This is a genomic window from Bacillus sp. WP8, assembly GCF_000800825.1.
Lineage (GTDB): Bacteria > Bacillota > Bacilli > Bacillales > Bacillaceae > Bacillus > Bacillus safensis.
On sequence record NZ_CP010075.1, the window covers coordinates 1,236,923 to 1,255,758 of the forward strand.

Genomic DNA, 18,836 nt, shown 5'->3' on the forward strand with positions numbered 1-18,836 from the left:
GATGACGAAAACGTATGATCTGACAGTCATTGGCGGAGGGCCTGGCGGATATACTGCCGCCCTTCAAGCAGCTGAGCGTGGACGGAAGGTCGCATTGATTGAAGAGGATTTTCTTGGCGGTACTTGTTTAAATCGTGGCTGCATTCCTTCAAAGACACTGCTCAAACATGCAGAAGTCATTGAATCAATTGAGAAGGCGAAAAGCTGGGGAATTGAAACAGGTGATTTGGTCCTTTCCTTCGATAAAATGAGAAAGCGCAAAGATGACGTCATTGAAAAGCTCAGAGGCGGAATTGCCTTTTTATTAAACCAAGGAAAGATTGATGTATATAACGGCAGAGGTACAGCTGTGACAAGACACCAGATTGGGATTGAAAAACAAGATGGTTCAGAATTGATTGAAACGAAAGAGCTCATGATTGCCACTGGATCTTCACCCGCTATTCCGCCAATACCGGGCCTTAAAGACATTCAATTTGACACAAGTGATACGATCTTTGACATCCCAGATATTCCTGCTTCTGTCGTCATCATTGGCGGCGGTGTCATTGGACTTGAGCTGGCTTGTATCTTCCAGAGCCTTCAATCAAAAGTCACGATTATTGAAGCAGCTCCGTCCATTATTCCGCAAGAAGACGAGGAAGCATCTAAGCTGCTAGAAAGAGAATTAAAGAAAAAAGGCATCCATATCGCGAAGAAAACCACTGTGACAGAGGTAACGGAAAGCGAAGGAGTCAAAGCGGTTCATGCATCAGACGATAAAGGGGAGACGCATATCTTTACGGCTGAAAGACTGCTTGTTTGTGTAGGAAGAAGACCTGCTGTTTCTGCTGTCAGCCAGCTTGATCTTCAGCTGGATGGTCCTTTTATCAAGGTGAACGACAAGATGCAGACAAGCGTTGAAGGTGTCTATGCAGTTGGGGATGTTGCGGGCGGCTATCAACTGGCTCATGCAGCGATGGCAGAGGCGGCTGTTGCGGTCAGTAATATTTGCGGTGTGTCTGAAAAAATGAATGCTGATATCATGCCTAGATGTATTTATACATTACCAGAGGTAGCAAGTGTCGGTCTGACTGAGAAAGAGGCAAAAGCCAAAGGACTTAACGTGCGGGCAGAACGATTTGATTTAGCGGCAAGCGGTAAAGCACTAGCGGCAGGTGAGCAAACAGGCTTTATTAAATTGGTATACGATACAGCCTATGGTGAAGTGATTGGCGCGACGATGGTTGGCCCGCACGTCACAGAGATGATTTCAGAAGCTTCCTCCTTTATGTATTTAGAAGGAACAGCAGAAGAGATGGCGAAAATGATTCATCCGCATCCGACCATCTCAGAAGGTTTTTATGAAGCAGCACTTGATATCGTGAGTAAGCTGAGAAAATAATGGCCAAACAAGGGATAGGGAGGAGATACGTGTGCACGTCCAGCTTCATCAGAAAGCGGCACTTGTGACAGGTAGCACAGATGGATTTGGAGAAGCCATCTGCCTGGCTTTAGCCCAGGCAGGTGCACATGTTTTTTTACACACGTTTCATGATGAATCAAAGGCTAAAACCATTCGTGAAGACATTCAAAAAATGGGCGGTCAAGCGAGTATTATTCAGAACCCGCTGGAAACGCCGCATGATGCGACACGGATGCTGAGGCAAGTGATTGATACATGCGGTAAACTGGATATTCTGGTCAATCAAGCAGAGCAAGGAGCGTGCGCAGAGCTTGATGACGTGAGCCCTGATGGATGGGTAGATGAAGTGGAATCGGCTGTGAATACCGTCTTTCTTTCCAGTCAGGCTGCCGTATGGCATATGGTTGATCAGAAGCAAGGCTGCATCATTAATATATCGTCATCAGGCAGTATCACAGGAGATGGCGGGATCTCGCATGCTACTTCGAATTCTATGCTGAATGCCATGACAAAAGGGTTAGCGAGAGAATTTAAAGACAAAGGCATTCGGGTGCTTGCGCTGCTGCCTCCGCCTCTCGATTTGGTTCCTGATACAGAGCAAATCAAGGAGACTGTGGCCCATATGACGGTGTTCCTCAGTACATCCTATGGTGCATTTACAGATGGCGTGGCGATTATGCTTGATGGGGGTGAGAGCGCTGGCTAATGATCAAAAACCAGTTCTCATCGTTGGCGGAGCACAAGGGATCGGAAAAGAAATAGCTGAGCGTTTTTTAAAAGAAGGACAGCCAGTTGCTGTGTCAGATATAGATGAAAAGGGACTTTCGCTCTTAAAGACACAGTATCCTCAGCTGCTGATATTTCAAGCTGACGTTTCATCGTGGGAAAGTGTTCAGCAAATGATATCAGCAGCTGAAAGGGAGCTGGGCGGTATTGCTCATCTTGTGTATTCAGCAGGAATGACAAAATCACTACCTTTTTTAGAAGTCGATTTTTCACTCTGGAAAAAGACATTGGCTGTGAACTTATATGGTCTTTACTATTGCATCAAAGCGTTGGCACCCTATATGTGTGAGCGGGAGGAAGGCAGTGTTGTCATTATTGGATCGGGATCGGCCATCACCGGCTCAGGCGGCGGTATTCAATATTATGCATCAAAAGCAGGTGCTTTTGGATTGATGCGATCGCTCGTAAAGGACCTAGGCTCCCATCATATACGCATCAATGTGATTGCTCCCCGCGTGATTGAATCTCAAATGCTTGATACACTCTATCCGACTGTTGAGGAGAAACGGCAGCTGCAATCACTCATTCCCATCGGAAGGTTAGGAAAACCTGATGATATCGCGGGACTCACTTTATTTCTCACACGTGATGAGGGGAGTTATTTGCACGGACAAATTATCTTGTTAGACGGTGGGAGAACGTATCAGCCGAAATATACTGAGGGAAAAAGAGCGGAGAGTTAATCGCTCTTTTTGTCATTTTCATAACAATTGTTCCAATTGGAAACGAATGTTTGATATACTGGTAATCATAGTATATTAAAAGGATGATGTCACATGCTGAATTGGGAAGAAAGACGACAGCTCGTCAAAGTTGCTCATCTTTATTATACAGACGGGTGGACGCAGCAAGAAATTGCAAAAAAGCTCAATGTCTCAAGACCAGTCATTTCAAAGCTCTTACAAAAAGCAAAAGATGTGGGAATCGTTGAAGTGTACATTAAAGACGAAAGCATTCATACAGTGGAACTTGAGAAGCAGCTGGAAACAACCTTTCAATTAACAGATGCGGTCGTTGTCCCAAGTGTTGGGACAATGTCCGAGATGGTGAAGCGGGCAGTCGGTCAAGCAGGCGCCTATTATTTGTCTAAAAACATGAAAAATGCGGAGAAAATCGGTATTTCATGGGGGACGACGCTTGCTGAGCTTGTCAAAGAATATCCGTTTGAACGAAGAAACGATGTGAAGGTCATTCCTTTAGAGGGCGGAATGGGCAGGCAGGCAGTCGATATTCATGCCAATCAGCTGGCATATGAGCTGGCAAAGAAAATGAACGGCACGTGTTCCTATTTATATGCCCCTGCGATTTTAGAAACAGAAGAATTAAAAGAACGGCTCATGGCGATGCAGGACATAGAAGCTGTGCTTGAAGAAGGCAGAAATGTGGATATTGCCCTCATCGGTATTGGCAACCCGCATAAAGGGTCGACTTTAAAAACAGTCGGTTATTTAAAAGAAGAGGATTTATCTGGTTTAAGGCAATCAGGCGCTGTCGGTGATATTGGTTTTCGTTTCTTTGATGGAGAAGGAAAACCTGTCCAAGATGAACTGAATCAAAAGGTCATAGGCTTATCGCTGGAACAATTAAAGAGCGTCAAAACGGTCATCGCTGTTGTAGAAGGAACCCATAAAGCTGAAAGTATTTTAGGGGCTTTAAATGGCGGCTTCATCCAAGTACTGGTGACAGACGAACTAACGGCGGCAGCCATTTTAAAGGAAGCATCCGTGCAATAAAAGGCTTGCAGCGTTCGAATGGTATAACAAGAGCAACATCAAACGAGAAAGGAGCTGTGTATCTTGAAGAAAACCGAAATGGAAGCAAACCTACATTGTACTCGGTGCCAAGAAGAGACCCTCCACAGCATCGTTTATGTGAATGATCAGATGAAAAGCGTTGAGTGTACAGAGTGTCATCAAAAGATCAGTGTGCAAGTCGACATCATGAAGGAATTTTACAAAGAAGTATATGAAAAAATAGCGACAAAGCCAAAGCGGATCACGCAGGAATATAAGTCGAACCTGAATGGATTTATCTCAAGGCTCCCAATCCGCGTGCTTAGTAAGCCATACCGGCTCATGAGATATTTAAACGAATCATATAAAGTGATCAAACAATATAAAAAATGAAGCAGAGCACTGATTAGTGCTCTGCTTTATTTTGTGTTTTTTTCATATAATAATAAATAGGCAGTCCAGCCATGCCGATCAGCATGGAGATCAGACAGCTTTTCCAATCGGTGATCATGGTGCTGATTAAGACGAATAATGAACCGATAATCGCAATGATTGGTGTCAGCGGGTAAAGTGGTACACTGTACGCACGCTTCATTCCGCTGTTTTGTTTTCTCAGCTTAAAGACGGCGAAAAAGGCCATGACATAAAAGATGTAAATCATGAAAATCGATACTTCAGACAGCTTCTCGGGATTACTGACGATCATAAACACAATGGCGATCAAAATTTGCACAAATACAGCGATCCAAGGTGTTTTAAATGTTGGGTGAATACGGGAAATCGCGTTGGCGAAAGGAATCTGCTTTCGTTCTGCCATCGCAAAAATCACACGTGGGAATGAAAGAACCTTTCCGTTCAAACAGCCAAAGATACTGATGATGATCCCAATACTAATGATTTTCCCGCCAATTGGTCCAAAGAGCATGGTAGCAGCAGTGCTTGTCGCATTTTCACCTAGCTGGACGATTTGATCAGCTGGCAGCACGTGCAAAAGTGCGACATTAATAAAGAGATAACAAGCCGTCACAATTAAAATTCCGCCTGCCATCGCGCGAGGAAGCAGTTTCTCAGGGTTTTTCATTTCTCCACCAAGCGCAGCAAGTAAAATCCAGCCATCATAAGCAAATAACGTAGCCAAAATCGCTGCACCGAAGTTCATTTGAGCGATACTATCGTTGACAGCCATGAAGATGTTTTCGTTACCTTTCCATATGCCAAACACAATAATAGCGGCAATCGGGACAAGCTTTCCAATAGTGGTCAGCCCCTGAACAAATCCGCCGTATTTTGTTCCCATGATGTTGATGATACATAAAAATAAAACGGTGATAATGCCGATCGTTGTAGACCATAAAGTCGAAAGCGAAAATAAATTGGCTAATAATGAACCAAAATAAAGACCAAGTGCACCAATGATGGCGGGTCCGTAAATAATAATCTGTACCCAGCCGCATAAGTAGCCCCAAAATTCACCATACACTTCTTCAAGATAGGCGTATAAACCGCCGGTTCTCGGGATTTGTGTACCAATTTCAGCGACAGTCAGTCCGCCTGCAAGGGTTAAGATTCCACCTAACAGCCAAGCGAATAATGCGATGTCTGAGCTCCCTGAATAGGAAAGGACGTTGCCTGGCTTCATAAAGACGCCTGACCCGATAATGGTCCCGATGACAAGAGATAGGGCGAAAAATAAGCCGATGTCTTGTTTTAACGCTGGTTGTTCTTTGTTCATTACACACGACCTCCTGCATCAATTTCGTACGTTACTGTGACATGTATTTTGTTCATTGTAATACGATTTTAGGAAAACAAGAATTAAAAAAATTTTCTGATTTTCGTATTTGTGATTGAAAGTGTTCGTTTATTGGAGATATCAGGGTGAATGTTGTGTTAAAAACGAACAATGAAAGATTATTTTCGATTTAATGTTAATTTAATGTCCAGAAACCGAACATCCAGTAAACGTACAGTTAAATGGTTGACTTTTCTTGAAAAATGAACTATTTTATTCATAAGGAAATTATCTCGAATTCGAGATAATTAAAAATAGGAGTGAAAATAATGAAAATCAATGGGATTCACCACGTATCTGCGTTAACAGCCAATGCTCAGAAGAATGTTGATTTCTATCGCCAAATTCTTGGCTTGAAACTTGTAAAGAAAACAGTCAATCAAGATGACCCGTCTATGTATCACTTGTTTTATGGAGATGAGGTTGCTTCACCAGGAACAGAGCTTACATTCTTTGAGATTCCAATGCTTGCCCGCCGTTTGGAAGGGACAAATGCGATCACAAGCACAGGCCTTCTCGTTTCTTCTGAAGAGGCACTCACGTTTTGGGAAAAGCGGTTTGAAGATAAAGGCGTACAGCAAGAAACAGCTTCCTTGAGAGGCGGAAGACCTGCCTTACGTTTTAAAGACCCAGAAGGGCAGCAGCTGTTTTTAACAGTAGAACCGAACGCACAAGAAGAAGGCTCACCGCCAGTGCATGATGATATTCCTGCAGAGTATGCGATTAGAGGTTTAGGTCCAGTTGAATTAACCGTTGCAGAAGCTGATAAGACGATCCGTGTTTTAACAGACATCCTTGGTTTCACCGAAAGAGCACGTGAACAATCAAATGATGGTGAGATCGTGACCATTTTTGAGTCAGGAAATGGCGGTGCTGGAACAGAAATTCATGTGATTGAAAAAACAGGAGGGCCTTCTGAACGTTCCGGCAGAGGAAGTGTGCATCATGTCGCATTCCGCGTAAAGGATGCAGAAGAGCTTGAAAAATGGTATGAAAAAATATCAAAAGCAGGCTTTACGAATTCTGGTGTTGTAGAACGTTTTTACTTTAAAGCTCTTTACTTTAGAGAGCCAAATGGTATTTTATTTGAAATTTCAACAGATGGTCCTGGGTTTACAGTCGATGAAGGGGTGGATGTACTTGGCGATCAATTAGCCCTTCCGCCATTCCTAGAGCATAAACGAGCAGAAATTGAACAAAGATTAACGCCAATTCAATCGTCATAAAAAAACAGCTCATAATTGAGCTGTTTTTTCATTAGGAACTGACCTGCTTAGATTCAGATTGTGTTAATGTGACCTGTTTTGTTTCTTGTTTTCCGTTTCGAATGAGGGTGATGCTCACGGTGTCTCCTACTTTTGTATTCGTGTATAGCTCGTGACGTAATTCGCTGCCAGTTTTGATTTGTATTCCATTGATGGCGGTAATGACATCCTCTGACTTTAAGCCTGCTTTGGCGGCAGGTGAGCCAGCGGCGATTTCTTTGACATACACGCCTTGATCGAGCTGACTGCTTTTAAGTCCGAGTGTTTCTTTCTGATACACATCTGGAACTTGTTCGAGATCCAGCATGCTGATGCCGATATATGGACGTTCAATTTTTCCTTTAGCGAGAAGCTGATCAGCGATTGGTTTGACATCATTGATTGGCAGCGCGAATCCAATGCCTTCCACACCTGTTTCAGAGATTTTCATACTCGTGATCCCCACAACCTTTCCGTCTGTCGTCAGAAGCGGGCCGCCGCTGTTACCTGGATTAATGGCTGCATCTGTTTGAATGACATTAATGCTGCTTTCGCCTGCTGATGTGTTCATAGAGACTGTTCGGTCGACACCGCTGACAATTCCTTGTGTCACCGTTCTTGAAAGGTCTTCACCAAGCGGGTTTCCGATTGCGATGACAGTTTCTCCAGCACGCAGTGAGGAGGAATTGCCTAATGCCGCCACCTTCGTCACATGACTGCTGCTAATTTCCACAACAGCTAGGTCAGTGAGCGGATCAGCTCCGACCAGTTTTCCTTCAATGGTTTTGCCATCGTGTAAGGATACGGTGAGTTTGTTTGCCCCTTCAATGACGTGGTTGTTTGTTAAGATATAGGCTTTATTGCCTGATTTTTTGAAAATCACTCCTGAGCCTGTACCGGTTTTTTCCTCTTGACTGCTTTTGTTTTGCTGTGATTCATCGAAAGGGTTACTGAAATCGCCAAAGCTCGTGTCTGTTTGAGTTTGTGCTTGGTAGTTTGTAATGCCGACAATTGCTGGTGATACATTTTCGACCATGCTGGAAATGCTGTTTGATGAATTTGATGTTTGGACGGCTGTTGTTTTTGACGAATTCGTGTGATTTGTCGATACTGCTTCTGTTTTCGCTGCCGAATCATTTGCAGTGCTGTCTGATGAATGCTGAGCATACGGTGTAAGAACGTAGACACCTAACGCTAATATACCGCCCACAACACCGCTGACGAATGGTTTAAACCAGCCATTTGGCTTCTTCTGTTTTTGAGGTTGTTCAATAGTTTGTTTGTCATCTTTGTGAGTCATCCGAATCACTCTCTTTCATTGATTTTTTCATGTATGTGTTCAAGGTGTTTTACCGTATGTGGTGGTGACTGATTTTATCGTAAGAAAAAAGTGTGGGATAAAAATGAAAACATTGTGGGAAATTGTTAAAATAAGTAGTGAATCTTAGTAAATAGAGGAGTTTAAACTGTGGAGACAATCGGAATTATTGGATATGGAAGTATGGCTGATATGATGGTGCAAAAGTGGTTGGAAAATGGGGTGCTAGATGCTCATCAAATCATGATCCATACAAGAAGTGAAACGGAACGCCTGCATCAGCTTAAAGAAAAGCACCAAGAAATCAACATTTGTTCATTAGACGAACTTTCTGCGTCATGTGATATATTGTTTGTCTGCGTGCCGCCGCTTGCTGTACTAGATGTTCTAGATCAGCTGCCATCTAAAGCGAAAGCGGTACATATTGTGTCAGTAGCAGCAGCTGTGACATTAGAAAAGTTACAAGCGCATACAACACAGCTAGTGTCTAGATACATCCCAACACTCACGTCAGCTGTTGGCACAGGCGTATCCCTTGTTGCGCATGGTGCAGCCGCAGGGCGTGAGAACAAGGAGCGTTTACACCGTCTGCTTTCAGCTTTTAGCATCGTCAGGGAGGTAGAGGAAGACCGGTTTGATGCGGCAAGCAATTTGACAAGCTCATCTCCTGGTTTTATTGCTGCTCTGTTTGAAGAAATGGCGAAAGCCGCTGTGAGAAATAGTGATCTTTCCTTAGAGGAAGCGAATGAATTTTTAACGTATGCCCTTTTAGGGACAGGCCAGATCCTTGTAGAACGAGGTCTCACCTTTGCTGAAACTGTCGATAGAGTGGCGACAAAAGGGGGAATTACAGGAGAAGGTGCTGAGGTCATTCAACAGCAGGCACCTCAGATGTTTGATGATTTATTTACACAAACCATGAAGAAATATGAACAGCTGAAATCGCAGATTAATGAAGCGGATAAACACCACTAAAGACATAGTTAGTGGTGTTTTATTTGTTAAAAAAATCCTTTCTGAAATAGTCTTTTGACCTGTATTATCTAAGTCTAAATTCCTTATTTTCAGACATTGTATTGAAAAATCAATCAAGTTCTCATATAATTTTTTAGAAAATTTAGAAAAATATACACAAATTTTATGTTTAATTAAAGGGGGATGGGAATGAAGCTCTATCTATCTGTCGATATGGAGGGAATTACTGGTCTAGCTGATCATACATTTGTTGATTCACGCCAGCATAATTATGAGCGGGGCAGACGCATTATGACAGGTGAAGTGAACGCCTGTGTAGAGGCGCTTATTCAGCATGGTGCCACCGACATTTTGGTGAATGACAGTCATTCTAAAATGAATAATCTTTTGATCGAAGAACTGCATGAAGAGGCAGTTCTCATATCAGGTGATGTAAAGCCTTATTCAATGGTGCAAGGGTTGGATCAAACCTATGATGCAGCTGTTTTTTTAGGCTATCATGCAAGAGCATCAATGAAAGGTGTGATGTCGCACAGTATGATTTTTGGGGTCAGACATTTTTACATAAATGATCATCCAATTGGTGAAATGGGCTTTAATGCGTATATTGCAGGCTACTATGGTGTTCCAGTGATTCTTGTTTGCGGGGATGATCAAGCAGCACTTGAGGCAGAAGAGCTGATGCCTGGTGTAAAGACAGTAGCGGTGAAAGAGACCATCTCAAGATCTGCTGTGAAATGCTTACCTCCTGCCAAAGTCAATAAACAAATCTCGCAGCAAGTGGAAGCCGCGATGAAACAGATTGATCAAATGAACCCGCTGACGCCTCCTGATCAGCCGCTGCTTAAGATTGAGTTTGCCAACTATGGACAAGCTGAATGGGCGAATTTAATGCCGGGTACTGCCATCATAGAAGGAACAACAATGGTAACGTACCAAGCAGAGAATATATTAGAAGCCTATCAAGCGATGCTTGTCATGACAGAGCTTGCCGCACGTACAACATTTTGTTAAGCGAGGGGGAGACAGCAGATGGCCAGCTTTTTGCTCAAGCGTTTCATTGCGATGATTGCCACGATCTTAACGATTACGACTTTAACGTTTATTTTAATGAAGGTCATCCCAGGATCGCCTTTCAATGAAGAACGAAATACAAACGAAACCGTCCAGCGAAACCTCGAAAGCTACTATCACTTAGACGAACCACTCTATGTTCAATATGTCATCTATTTAAAATCCATTGTTACCTTTGATTTTGGTCCTTCCATTAAAAAGCCTTCTGAAAGTGTCAATGATCTATTGGCGAGAGGCTTCCCAGTCTCATTAGAACTTGGTCTTATCTCAATATTGATTGCTGTCATCTCTGGCATTCTGCTAGGGGTCATGGCTGCCCTCCGGCATAATGGTTTGATTGATTACATCGCTATGACCATTGCTGTTTTCGGTATATCCATTCCAAACTTTATCTTTGCTACCTTATTAATTCAGCAGCTTGCTGTCAATTTGAAGCTCTTTCCTACAGCGATGTGGACAAGTCCAATGCATATGGTGCTGCCTACAATCGCCCTTGCTGTCGGGCCAATGGCCATTATCGCCAGGTTAACGAGATCGAGCATGATTGAAGTGCTGTCGCAAGACTATATCCGTACTGCCAAAGCAAAAGGACTTTCTCCCTTAAAAATTGTATTTAAGCATGCGCTTCGGAATGCACTTTTACCCGTTGTGACCATTCTTGGAACACTTGTCGCAAGTATTTTAACAGGAAGTTTTGTCATTGAAAAAATATTTGCCATTCCTGGAATGGGAAAATACTTTGTCGAGAGCATTAACAATCGTGATTATCCTGTCATCATGGGAACCACTGTTTTTTACAGCATTATTTTAATCACACTTCTCTTCATTGTCGATGTGGCGTATCGTCTCCTTGATCCGAGGATTCAGCTGCATCAGAAAGGAGGAAAGGCATGAGTATACACCTTCAGCATGATCCACCGAACAGGCACCCTGAAGTCCCGGACGAATGGTTTTCTTCTCGAGAGCAAAAGAAAACGGAAGCCCATGCCATTAAAAGACCCTCTCTTTCCTATTGGGCTGATACATGGAGGCGGCTGAAGCAAAATAAGCTTGCGATGTTTAGTCTATCGGTCCTGATTTTTCTTTTTGTCATGGCAATCTTAGGCCCATTGCTTGCGCCAAATAGTGTGACAGAGCAGCGTCTTTCGATGCAAAATCTGCCGCCCTCGGCTGCTCACTGGTTCGGAACAGATGAGCTTGGGCGAGATGTGTTCACACGTACTTGGTACGGAGCACGCATTTCGTTATTTGTGGGTGTCATGGCAGCCCTGATTGATTTTGCCATCGGTGTGATTTATGGGGGCATAGCCGGCTATAAAGGCGGACGCTATGACCATATCATGATGCGGATTGTCGAGGTGCTCTATGGACTTCCTTATTTACTTGTCGTCATTTTATTGATGGTGCTCATGGGGCCAGGGCTTGTCACCATTATTGTAGCGCTCACTGTCACCGGATGGATTGGAATGGCAAGAATTGTGAGAGGTCAGGTTCTTCAGCTGAAAAGCCAGGAATATGTCCTTGCCTCCAAAACCTTTGGTGCCAAAAGCCTGCGGATCATTCGCCGCAACCTTCTGCCGAATACGATGGGGCCGATTATCGTCCAGATGACCCTCACTGTGCCGACCGCGATATTTGCTGAAGCGTTCCTAAGCTTTCTCGGTTTAGGTATTCAAGCGCCGTTTGCAAGCTGGGGCGTGATGGCCAATGATGCTTTGCCGACTGTGTTGTCAGACAATGGACATTGGTGGCGTTTATTTTTCCCGGCATTTTTTATTTCACTCACGATGTTTTGCTTTAACAATTTAGGTGATGGCTTGCAAGATGCGCTTGATCCAAAGATGAAGAGGTGATGGTGCTGTGAAAAAAGTTCTGCAAATTATCGATCTGCACGTCAGCTTTCGAACATACGGCGGTTCAGTTCAAGCAGTACGCGGAGTGAATGTCGATGTTTATGAAAAAGAAACCTTAGCCATTGTAGGAGAATCAGGCTGCGGAAAAAGTGTGACATCACAAAGTATTATGAGGCTTCTGCCTGCATACAGCGCGCATGTTGATCAGGGAGAAATCTGGTTTCAAGACCGCAACTTGCTGTCATTATCTGAAAAAGAAATGCGCGCCATAAGAGGTGTCGATATCTCGATGATCTTCCAAGATCCGATGACGGCACTCAACCCAACCTTGACAATAGGAGATCAGCTGATGGAAGCAGCGAAGGAACATCAAAAGCTGACGAAAAAAGAAGTGAAAGAAGCCGCCGTACAGATGCTTGATTTGGTTGGTATTCCGCAGCCGAAGGAGAGATTAAAGCAATACCCGCACCAATTCAGCGGGGGAATGAGGCAGCGGCTCATGATTGCAATGGCACTGATTTGTGAGCCAAAGGTACTGATTGCAGATGAACCGACGACCGCGCTGGATGTGACCATACAGGCACAAATTTTAGAGCTGTTTAAAGAGATTCAGAGGAAAACAGGTGTCACCATTATTTTAATCACACACGACTTAGGGGTCGTAGCCCAAGTTGCCGACCGGGTAGCGGTCATGTACGGAGGGAAAATGGTTGAAGTCGGAACAAGGCGAGATATTTTTTACAGTCCGCAGCATCCTTATACTAAAGGGCTCCTGCAATCCGTTCCAAGACTTGATATGAAAGATGAACTGATTCCGATTGAAGGAAGCCCGCCTGATTTATTTGCTCCGCCAAAGGGCTGTCCGTATACCGATCGCTGCCCATCTGCCATGAAAGTGTGTGATCATATCATGCCGCACGAAACGCAGCGGTCACCTACTCATACAGTGCATTGCTGGCTCCAGGATGAGCGAGCGAACCAAGCGATGTTATCTTCAACACAAAGGGGGAGTTTTTGATGAGAAAAAAAGGGTGGATCATCAGTGTTTGTTTGTTCATCATCATGCTGCTCGCAGGATGTACAGCGAATGAGCAAGCAGGTAAAGGATCATCAAGTAACAAGGGTGAAAAGAAAATATTAACCTTAAATAACGAAAACGAACCGACGTCATTTGACCCGCCGATTGGTTTTAATAATGTATCGTGGCAAGGGCTGAATAACTTAATGGAAGGATTAACAAGACTGAATGAAAAGCACGAACCATCTCCTGCAATGGCTGAAAAATGGGAGATTTCAGAGGATGGAAAAACGTACACGTTTCATTTAAGAGATGGTATCAAGTGGTCGAATGGTGATCCAGTGAAAGCGAGTGACTTTGAATATGCGTGGAAGCGTCTGCTCGATCCGAAAACAGGCTCCTCTGCATCGTTCTTAGCTTACATGATTGAAGGCGGAGAGGCATTTAACAGTGGAAAGGGAAAGAAAGAGGACGTAAAAGTCAGTGCTGAAAATGACAAAACGCTAAAAGTCACACTGGCATACCCGCAGAAGTCATTCTTAAATATGACCGCAAACCCTGCCTTTTTCCCTGTTAATGAGAAGGTAGCTGAGAAGGACCCAAATTGGGCAAAGGATGCCAAAACTTTTGTTGGGAATGGACCGTTTCAGCTGACAGAATGGAAGCATGATGAGAGCTTCACTATGGAAAAAAGTGAGACGTATTGGGACAAAAAATCAGTTAAGCTGGATCAGGTAAAGTGGCTGATGATCAGTGATCGCAACACTGATTATCAAATGTATCAATCGGGAGATTTAGATACTGCCTTCGTCCCAGCAGAACAAAGTGAAAATTTGCTGAAAAATAAAGATGTGCACATTGAAGATCAGGCAGGACTGTTCTTTTATCGTCTGAATGTGAACATGGAACCTTTTCAAAATAAGAACATTCGCAAAGCCTTTCAAATGGCGATCAATCCGCAAGATATCGTGGATTATGTAACGAAGAATAAAGAGAAGCCTGCCCGCGCCTTCGTTTCACCGGGAATTCTAGATTCAAAGGGTGAAGATTTCAGAGAAGCTGGCGGCGATCTTGTCAAACAAGATACGAGTGAAGCTGCGAAGCTATTAGAAAAAGGGCTGAAAGAAGAGAACTATTCGAAGCTGCCGCCCGTCACATTAACATATAGTACAAAGCCTGAGAACAAGAAAAAAGCTGAAGCCATCCAGCAACAATTAAAAGAAGCGCTGGGTGTAGACGTGAAGCTTGCGAACATGGAAGCCAATGTATTTGCAGAAGATCAAAAGGCACTGAAATTCCAATTCTCGCAAAGTTCATTTTTAGCAGACTATGCAGATCCGATCAATTTCCTAGAGAGCTTTCAAACAGGGAATGCGATGAACCGGACGGGATGGTCAAACGACACCTATGATCAGCTGATTAAAAAGGCGAGCCAGGAAGCAGATGAACAAAAGAGAAACAGCATCCTTCATGAGGCAGAGGCACTTCTCATGGAAGAAGCACCGATCATTCCAATTCATTTTTATAACCAAGTCCATTTACAAAAAGAGGGCGTAAAGGGGATTGTCCGCCATCCTGTTGGGTATATCGATTTGAAATGGGCGCAAGTAGATGGAGAGTAATAAATGAGAAACACGGACGCTTTGGAAAAAAGCGTCTGTTCCTTTATTCGTTCATGTTATGGAGAAGATGCCCATAGATTGAAAGAAACAAAGAGAAAGAGGGGATTGGCATGAACCAGCTGCCAGCAGCGCTTCAAACAGGGGATACGGTGGGGATTATTGCACCAGCAAGCCCGCCTGATGAATTGAAATTAGCAAAAGGAATTGCCTTTTTAGAAAGCCTCGGGCTGAAGGTGAAAAAAGGGAAGTATCTCGATTCTCGGTACGGGTATTTAGCGGGGCGTGATCATGAAAGAGTGGAAGATCTTCATGGCATGTTTCAAGATCCAGAAGTCAAAGCAGTTATTTGTGCCTGCGGAGGGTACGGAACTGGAAGACTTGCGGAAGCCATTGACTATGATCTCATTCGCCGGAATCCGAAAATCTTTTGGGGTTATAGTGACATTACGTTTTTACATACGGCCATCCAGCAGCAGACCGGCCTTGTGACCTTTCATGGTCCAATGCTTTCCTCTGATGTGGGACTTGAAGAGGTTCATCCGTATACGAAGGATACCTTTTTGCAGCTGTTCACGCCGAAGGCCTTTACGTATACGCATCACTTGTCACCTCTTCATACCTTCTACCCCGGCACTGCTTCAGGTGACATCATAGGAGGGAATCTTGCCCTCATCGTGACAACACTTGGTACACCTTTTGAAATTGATACGAAGGGAAAGCTGTTGTTCATTGAAGATATTGACGAAGAGCCGTATAAAATCGATCGCATGATGCAGCACCTCACCTCTGCTGGAAAACTGGATGATGCGGCAGGATTCATCATTGGAGATTTTCATCAATGTGAACCAAAAAAGAAAGACCAGTCCTTAACCTTGGAACAGCTGTGGGAAACCTATATTGTGCCGCAAAAGAAACCTGCACTCGGCGGCTTTCGGATCGGTCATTCATCACCGAACTTTGCCATTCCAATGGGCGTGCAGGCTGCTCTAGATGCGGCGGGGAAAAAACTGCACATTTCCCCAGGCGTTGCTGCGAAAGAGGCGATCAAATGAAAATCGTGGATGTTCATACATGCAGAACGAGTGTACCGCTAAAAAAGCCTTTTAAAACCGCTTTAAGAACGGTGTATGACGCAGCATCTCTGATCGTCATCATCACATATGATCAAGGTGACGTCAGCTACGGAGAGGCAGTTCCCACGGCGGTGATTACAGGAGAAACGCTGGAAAGCATCGACTATGCTATCTGTGAAGTGATCAGACCCATTTTGCTCGGGGCTTCCTTGGCAGAGTATGAACAAATCTTTTCTGCTATGAACCGTGTGCTCGCAAGCAACACAAGCGCAAAGGCTGCAATCGATATGGCCATTTATGATGGGTTAGCAAAGCAGGCAGGACTTCCGCTTTATCAATATCTTGGCGGATATCGTCATCAGCTCGAAACCGACTATACGGTCAGTGTAAACCGTCCGCTCGAGATGGCAGAAGATGCGAAACAATACGCAGCCGAAGGCTTTCAGACGTTAAAGGTGAAAGTGGGGAAAGATGACATACACACGGATATTCAGCGGATCAAGCGGATTCGAGAAAAAGTCGGACCGGACATTCAGATCAGGCTCGACGCAAACCAAGGATGGACGTGGAAGGAAGCGATCACAGCCATTCGAAAAATGGAAGCACTGAATATTGAATTAGTAGAACAGCCAGTACCGAAAGAAGATATCGAAGGTCTGCGCCGTGTGACAGAAGCAACTGATACATTGATTATGGCAGACGAAAGCATTTTTAGTTTTCATGATGCAATCAAAGTGCTTGAAACGAGAAGCTGTGATCTGATCAATTTAAAATTAATGAAATCAGGCGGCATAAAAGAAGCACTAAAAATCAATGCCCTAGCTGAAGCATACGGTGTTCAGTGCATGGTTGGCAGTATGATTGAGTCAAAGCTTGGCATTACAGCAGCGGCACATTTCGCCGCAAGTCAGCCGAATATCACCCGCTGCGATTTTGATGCGCCGCTTATGCTGAAAGAAGACATGATAGACGGAGGAATCGTGTACAAAGGAAAAGACATATTTTTACCGATCGATCATGGGTTAGGCATTCAAGGGGTGAAAGGAGTCTCGTGATGATATATGAATCGAAGGTTCCAGTCGCTAACGTATGGACAGCGCCGCAGTCTCCGAGAGAAATCGATCGAAAGGTACTTCAGGATTCCATCAACATCAAAGAATGGATTGACCAGCAAACATATGAAGAAAAGTTGGCTTTATGTGAAGAAAATTTGATTCAATCTCAAGTACTGCTCGGCGGGCGAGTGATTGGATTAGAAGAGACAGATGGCTGGATAAAAGTCGTCATACCGCAGCAGGCCAGCCGGAAACATCCGCAAGGCTATCCAGGCTATATACCTGCTGAGCAATTAAACCAAGTAACAGAGGGAAGTGCGTCAGCAGCATCTCTGATCGTTTGTCAGAAAAAAGCCACGCTCTATCAAAACGGGGAACCCGATATGGAGATTAGTTTTTTAACAGAGCTGGCAGCAGCTAAAGAAACAGATGATCAATTTTATGTTGTCACCCCAGTAGGAATAAGAGAAATCAACAAAGCGGATGTGCGCCCAGTTTCACATGCTTACTCTTTGACCGGCAAAGATGTCGTAGACACAGGAAAACAATTTATTGGACTTTCGTATTTATGGGGAGGCATGAGCAGCTTTGGCTATGATTGTTCAGGCTTTGCTTACAGCATGTACAAAGCGTGCGGATATCTTTTGCCGAGAGATGCAAGTGACCAAGCAGTTCAAGGAACGCCGGTGACATCAAGCCATTTAGAACCAGGCGACTTGTTGTTTTTTGCAAATGAAAACGGAAAGGGAGCGGTCCGCCATGTAGGGATCTACGCTGGAGACGGGAAGATGCTTCATTCGCCTAAAACCGGCAGACATATTGAACTGCTCTCCCTTTCTGGCACTTCATATGAAAAGGAATGGGCAGGTGCAAGGCGGTATTTACCAAGCGAGAGGAGGAGCGATCATGACAGTTGAACCACTTTTACAAGTAAACAACCTCAAAAAACATTTTCACCTATCAAAAGGGAGAACGTTAAAAGCGCTGGATGGTGTCTCTTTTCAGTTGAAACAAGGTGAAACCTTTGGTCTCGTTGGTGAATCTGGCTGCGGCAAATCCACACTTGGAAAAGTGCTCATGCGTCTTTATGAACCAACAGATGGTGAAGCCTTATATGAAGGGAAAAGTCTTCACCACCTTTCTAAAAAAGAATCATTTGATTTCAACCGGCAAATGCAAATGGTCTTTCAAGATCCGTATTCCTCCTTAAATCCGAGACTGTCAGTAAAAGATATTATGCTGGAGCCAATGGAGATTCATCAGCTTTATGGCAGTCAAAAGAAAAGGATTGCCCGCGTAAAAGAACTGCTCGAAGCGGTAGGGTTAAGCTATGATTTTGCCACCCGGTATCCGCACGAATTTAGCGGAGGACAGAGGCAGAGAATCGGCATTGCAAGAGCACTTGCCTTAGCGCCAAAGTTTATTGTGGCAGATGAGCCAATTTCTGCACTAGACGTCTCCGTTCAAGCGCAGGTCGTGAATCTGCTGAAGAAACTGCAAAAAGACGAAGGATTAACTTTTCTTTTTATTGCACATGACTTGTCGATGGTGAAATATATTAGCGACCGAATCGGTGTCATGTATTTAGGCCATCTCGTTGAATTGACGACGAGTGATGCATTATATCAAACACCGCTTCACCCATATACACAAGCCTTACTGTCTGCCATCCCCATTCCAGATCCTGACGTAGAGGACAAGCGCAAAAGGTTTATTTTAAAAGGAGAAATTCCAAGTCCTGTGAACCCGCCAAGCGGCTGTGTATTTCGAACAAGATGTCCTGCCGCGATGGATGTGTGTGCTGAAAAAAAGCCAGTATTACAAGCAGTGGAAGAAGGACATGAAGTTGCCTGTCATTTATATAATAGAAAATAGGACAAGCCAGATA

18 protein-coding genes are annotated in these 18,836 nt (G+C 44.1%); 16 read left to right on the forward strand and 2 right to left on the reverse strand.

Going from position 1 to position 18,836, the window contains the following annotated elements:
• Position 1: 1 nt before the first annotated feature.
• The 5 genes from lpdA (at position 2) to QR42_RS06105 (ending at position 4,317) form a co-directional block, all read left to right on the forward strand.
• Entirely contained in the window at positions 2 to 1,384 is a 1,383-nt protein-coding gene (gene lpdA / locus QR42_RS06085) for a dihydrolipoyl dehydrogenase (RefSeq protein WP_039177959.1), read from the forward strand.
• A 31-nt stretch (positions 1,385 to 1,415) separates the two neighbouring features.
• The gene (locus QR42_RS06090; RefSeq protein ID WP_039177961.1) at positions 1,416 to 2,111 is read left to right on the forward strand and encodes an SDR family NAD(P)-dependent oxidoreductase; all 696 of its coding nucleotides are present in this window, start codon (positions 1,416 to 1,418) and stop codon (positions 2,109 to 2,111) included.
• Positions 2,089 to 2,874, forward strand: coding sequence for an SDR family NAD(P)-dependent oxidoreductase (locus tag QR42_RS06095; RefSeq protein WP_039177963.1), 786 nt, complete (start codon positions 2,089 to 2,091; stop codon positions 2,872 to 2,874). The genes QR42_RS06090 and QR42_RS06095 overlap by 23 nt, the downstream gene beginning before the upstream one ends.
• 93 nt (positions 2,875 to 2,967) lie before the next feature.
• A complete protein-coding gene (locus QR42_RS06100; protein WP_024424944.1) occupies positions 2,968 to 3,924 on the forward strand; it encodes a sugar-binding transcriptional regulator in 957 nt (318 codons plus the stop codon).
• A gap of 63 nt (positions 3,925 to 3,987) precedes the next feature.
• Complete coding sequence (locus QR42_RS06105) at positions 3,988 to 4,317, forward strand: hypothetical protein (RefSeq protein WP_024426788.1); 330 nt, start codon at positions 3,988 to 3,990, stop codon at positions 4,315 to 4,317.
• A gap of 13 nt (positions 4,318 to 4,330) precedes the next feature.
• On the opposite strand, the gene QR42_RS06110 is transcribed toward QR42_RS06105, so the two are convergent.
• Positions 4,331 to 5,656, reverse strand: coding sequence for an APC family permease (locus QR42_RS06110; RefSeq protein WP_039177966.1), 1,326 nt, complete (start codon positions 5,654 to 5,656; stop codon positions 4,331 to 4,333).
• 329 nt (positions 5,657 to 5,985) lie between these two features.
• On the opposite strand from QR42_RS06110, the gene QR42_RS06115 reads away from it, so the two are divergent.
• Positions 5,986 to 6,942 carry a ring-cleaving dioxygenase gene (locus QR42_RS06115; RefSeq protein WP_039177967.1) on the forward strand — a complete coding sequence of 319 codons (957 nt, stop codon included), beginning with the start codon at positions 5,986 to 5,988 and terminating at the stop codon, positions 6,940 to 6,942.
• Positions 6,943 to 6,973: 31 nt separating this feature from the next.
• Here the strand turns inward: QR42_RS06115 and QR42_RS06120 are convergent, their stop codons facing one another.
• Positions 6,974 to 8,260 carry a S1C family serine protease gene (locus QR42_RS06120; protein ID WP_039177969.1) on the reverse strand — a complete coding sequence of 429 codons (1,287 nt, stop codon included), beginning with the start codon at positions 8,258 to 8,260 and terminating at the stop codon, positions 6,974 to 6,976.
• 168 nt (positions 8,261 to 8,428) lie between these two features.
• Here QR42_RS06120 and proG point away from each other — a divergent pair, with 168 nt between their 5' ends.
• From proG to QR42_RS06170, 10 genes are all read left to right on the forward strand, one after another.
• The gene (gene proG, locus QR42_RS06125) at positions 8,429 to 9,253 is read left to right on the forward strand and encodes a pyrroline-5-carboxylate reductase ProG (RefSeq protein ID WP_039177970.1); all 825 of its coding nucleotides are present in this window, start codon (positions 8,429 to 8,431) and stop codon (positions 9,251 to 9,253) included.
• A 189-nt stretch (positions 9,254 to 9,442) separates the two neighbouring features.
• Positions 9,443 to 10,267: a M55 family metallopeptidase gene (locus QR42_RS06130; RefSeq protein ID WP_039177972.1), complete on the forward strand. Its 825-nt coding sequence runs from the start codon at positions 9,443 to 9,445 to the stop codon at positions 10,265 to 10,267.
• A gap of 18 nt (positions 10,268 to 10,285) precedes the next feature.
• Entirely contained in the window at positions 10,286 to 11,221 is a 936-nt protein-coding gene (locus QR42_RS06135) for an ABC transporter permease (RefSeq protein WP_039177974.1), read from the forward strand.
• Entirely contained in the window at positions 11,218 to 12,180 is a 963-nt protein-coding gene (locus QR42_RS06140) for an ABC transporter permease (protein WP_039177976.1), read from the forward strand. Before QR42_RS06135 ends, QR42_RS06140 begins: the two co-directional genes overlap by 4 nt.
• Before the next feature lie 7 nt (positions 12,181 to 12,187).
• Positions 12,188 to 13,198 carry an ABC transporter ATP-binding protein gene (locus QR42_RS06145; RefSeq protein WP_039177978.1) on the forward strand — a complete coding sequence of 337 codons (1,011 nt, stop codon included), beginning with the start codon at positions 12,188 to 12,190 and terminating at the stop codon, positions 13,196 to 13,198.
• Positions 13,198 to 14,820, forward strand: coding sequence for a peptide ABC transporter substrate-binding protein (locus QR42_RS06150; RefSeq protein ID WP_039177980.1), 1,623 nt, complete (start codon positions 13,198 to 13,200; stop codon positions 14,818 to 14,820). Before QR42_RS06145 ends, QR42_RS06150 begins: the two co-directional genes overlap by 1 nt.
• Before the next feature lie 110 nt (positions 14,821 to 14,930).
• The gene (locus QR42_RS06155; RefSeq protein WP_039177981.1) at positions 14,931 to 15,872 is read left to right on the forward strand and encodes a S66 peptidase family protein; all 942 of its coding nucleotides are present in this window, start codon (positions 14,931 to 14,933) and stop codon (positions 15,870 to 15,872) included.
• Positions 15,869 to 16,948, forward strand: coding sequence for a dipeptide epimerase (locus QR42_RS06160; RefSeq protein WP_039177982.1), 1,080 nt, complete (start codon positions 15,869 to 15,871; stop codon positions 16,946 to 16,948). The genes QR42_RS06155 and QR42_RS06160 overlap by 4 nt, the downstream gene beginning before the upstream one ends.
• The gene (locus tag QR42_RS06165) at positions 16,948 to 17,865 is read left to right on the forward strand and encodes a C40 family peptidase (RefSeq protein ID WP_039177984.1); all 918 of its coding nucleotides are present in this window, start codon (positions 16,948 to 16,950) and stop codon (positions 17,863 to 17,865) included. Before QR42_RS06160 ends, QR42_RS06165 begins: the two co-directional genes overlap by 1 nt.
• Positions 17,855 to 18,823, forward strand: coding sequence for an ABC transporter ATP-binding protein (locus QR42_RS06170; protein WP_039177986.1), 969 nt, complete (start codon positions 17,855 to 17,857; stop codon positions 18,821 to 18,823). Before QR42_RS06165 ends, QR42_RS06170 begins: the two co-directional genes overlap by 11 nt.
• The last annotated feature ends 13 nt before the right edge of the window (positions 18,824 to 18,836 follow it).

Excerpts from the sequence above, each read along its gene's own strand:
- QR42_RS06165 (WP_039177984.1), top strand. The coding sequence starts at position 16,948 with ATGATATATGAATCGAAGGTTCCAGTCGCTAACGTATGGACAGCGCCG.
- QR42_RS06140 (WP_039177976.1), top strand. The coding sequence starts at position 11,218 with ATGAGTATACACCTTCAGCATGATCCACCGAACAGGCACCCTGAAGTC.
- QR42_RS06100 (WP_024424944.1), top strand. The coding sequence starts at position 2,968 with ATGCTGAATTGGGAAGAAAGACGACAGCTCGTCAAAGTTGCTCATCTT.
- QR42_RS06150 (WP_039177980.1), top strand. The coding sequence starts at position 13,198 with ATGAGAAAAAAAGGGTGGATCATCAGTGTTTGTTTGTTCATCATCATG.
- QR42_RS06130 (WP_039177972.1), top strand. The coding sequence starts at position 9,443 with ATGAAGCTCTATCTATCTGTCGATATGGAGGGAATTACTGGTCTAGCT.
- QR42_RS06110 (WP_039177966.1), bottom strand. The coding sequence starts at position 5,656 with ATGAACAAAGAACAACCAGCGTTAAAACAAGACATCGGCTTATTTTTC.
- QR42_RS06135 (WP_039177974.1), top strand. The coding sequence starts at position 10,286 with ATGGCCAGCTTTTTGCTCAAGCGTTTCATTGCGATGATTGCCACGATC.
- QR42_RS06120 (WP_039177969.1), bottom strand. The coding sequence starts at position 8,260 with ATGACTCACAAAGATGACAAACAAACTATTGAACAACCTCAAAAACAG.
- QR42_RS06155 (WP_039177981.1), top strand. The coding sequence starts at position 14,931 with ATGAACCAGCTGCCAGCAGCGCTTCAAACAGGGGATACGGTGGGGATT.
- QR42_RS06170 (WP_039177986.1), top strand. The coding sequence starts at position 17,855 with ATGACAGTTGAACCACTTTTACAAGTAAACAACCTCAAAAAACATTTT.
- QR42_RS06115 (WP_039177967.1), top strand. The coding sequence starts at position 5,986 with ATGAAAATCAATGGGATTCACCACGTATCTGCGTTAACAGCCAATGCT.
- QR42_RS06095 (WP_039177963.1), top strand. The coding sequence starts at position 2,089 with ATGGGGGTGAGAGCGCTGGCTAATGATCAAAAACCAGTTCTCATCGTT.
- QR42_RS06160 (WP_039177982.1), top strand. The coding sequence starts at position 15,869 with ATGAAAATCGTGGATGTTCATACATGCAGAACGAGTGTACCGCTAAAA.
- lpdA (WP_039177959.1), top strand. The coding sequence starts at position 2 with ATGACGAAAACGTATGATCTGACAGTCATTGGCGGAGGGCCTGGCGGA.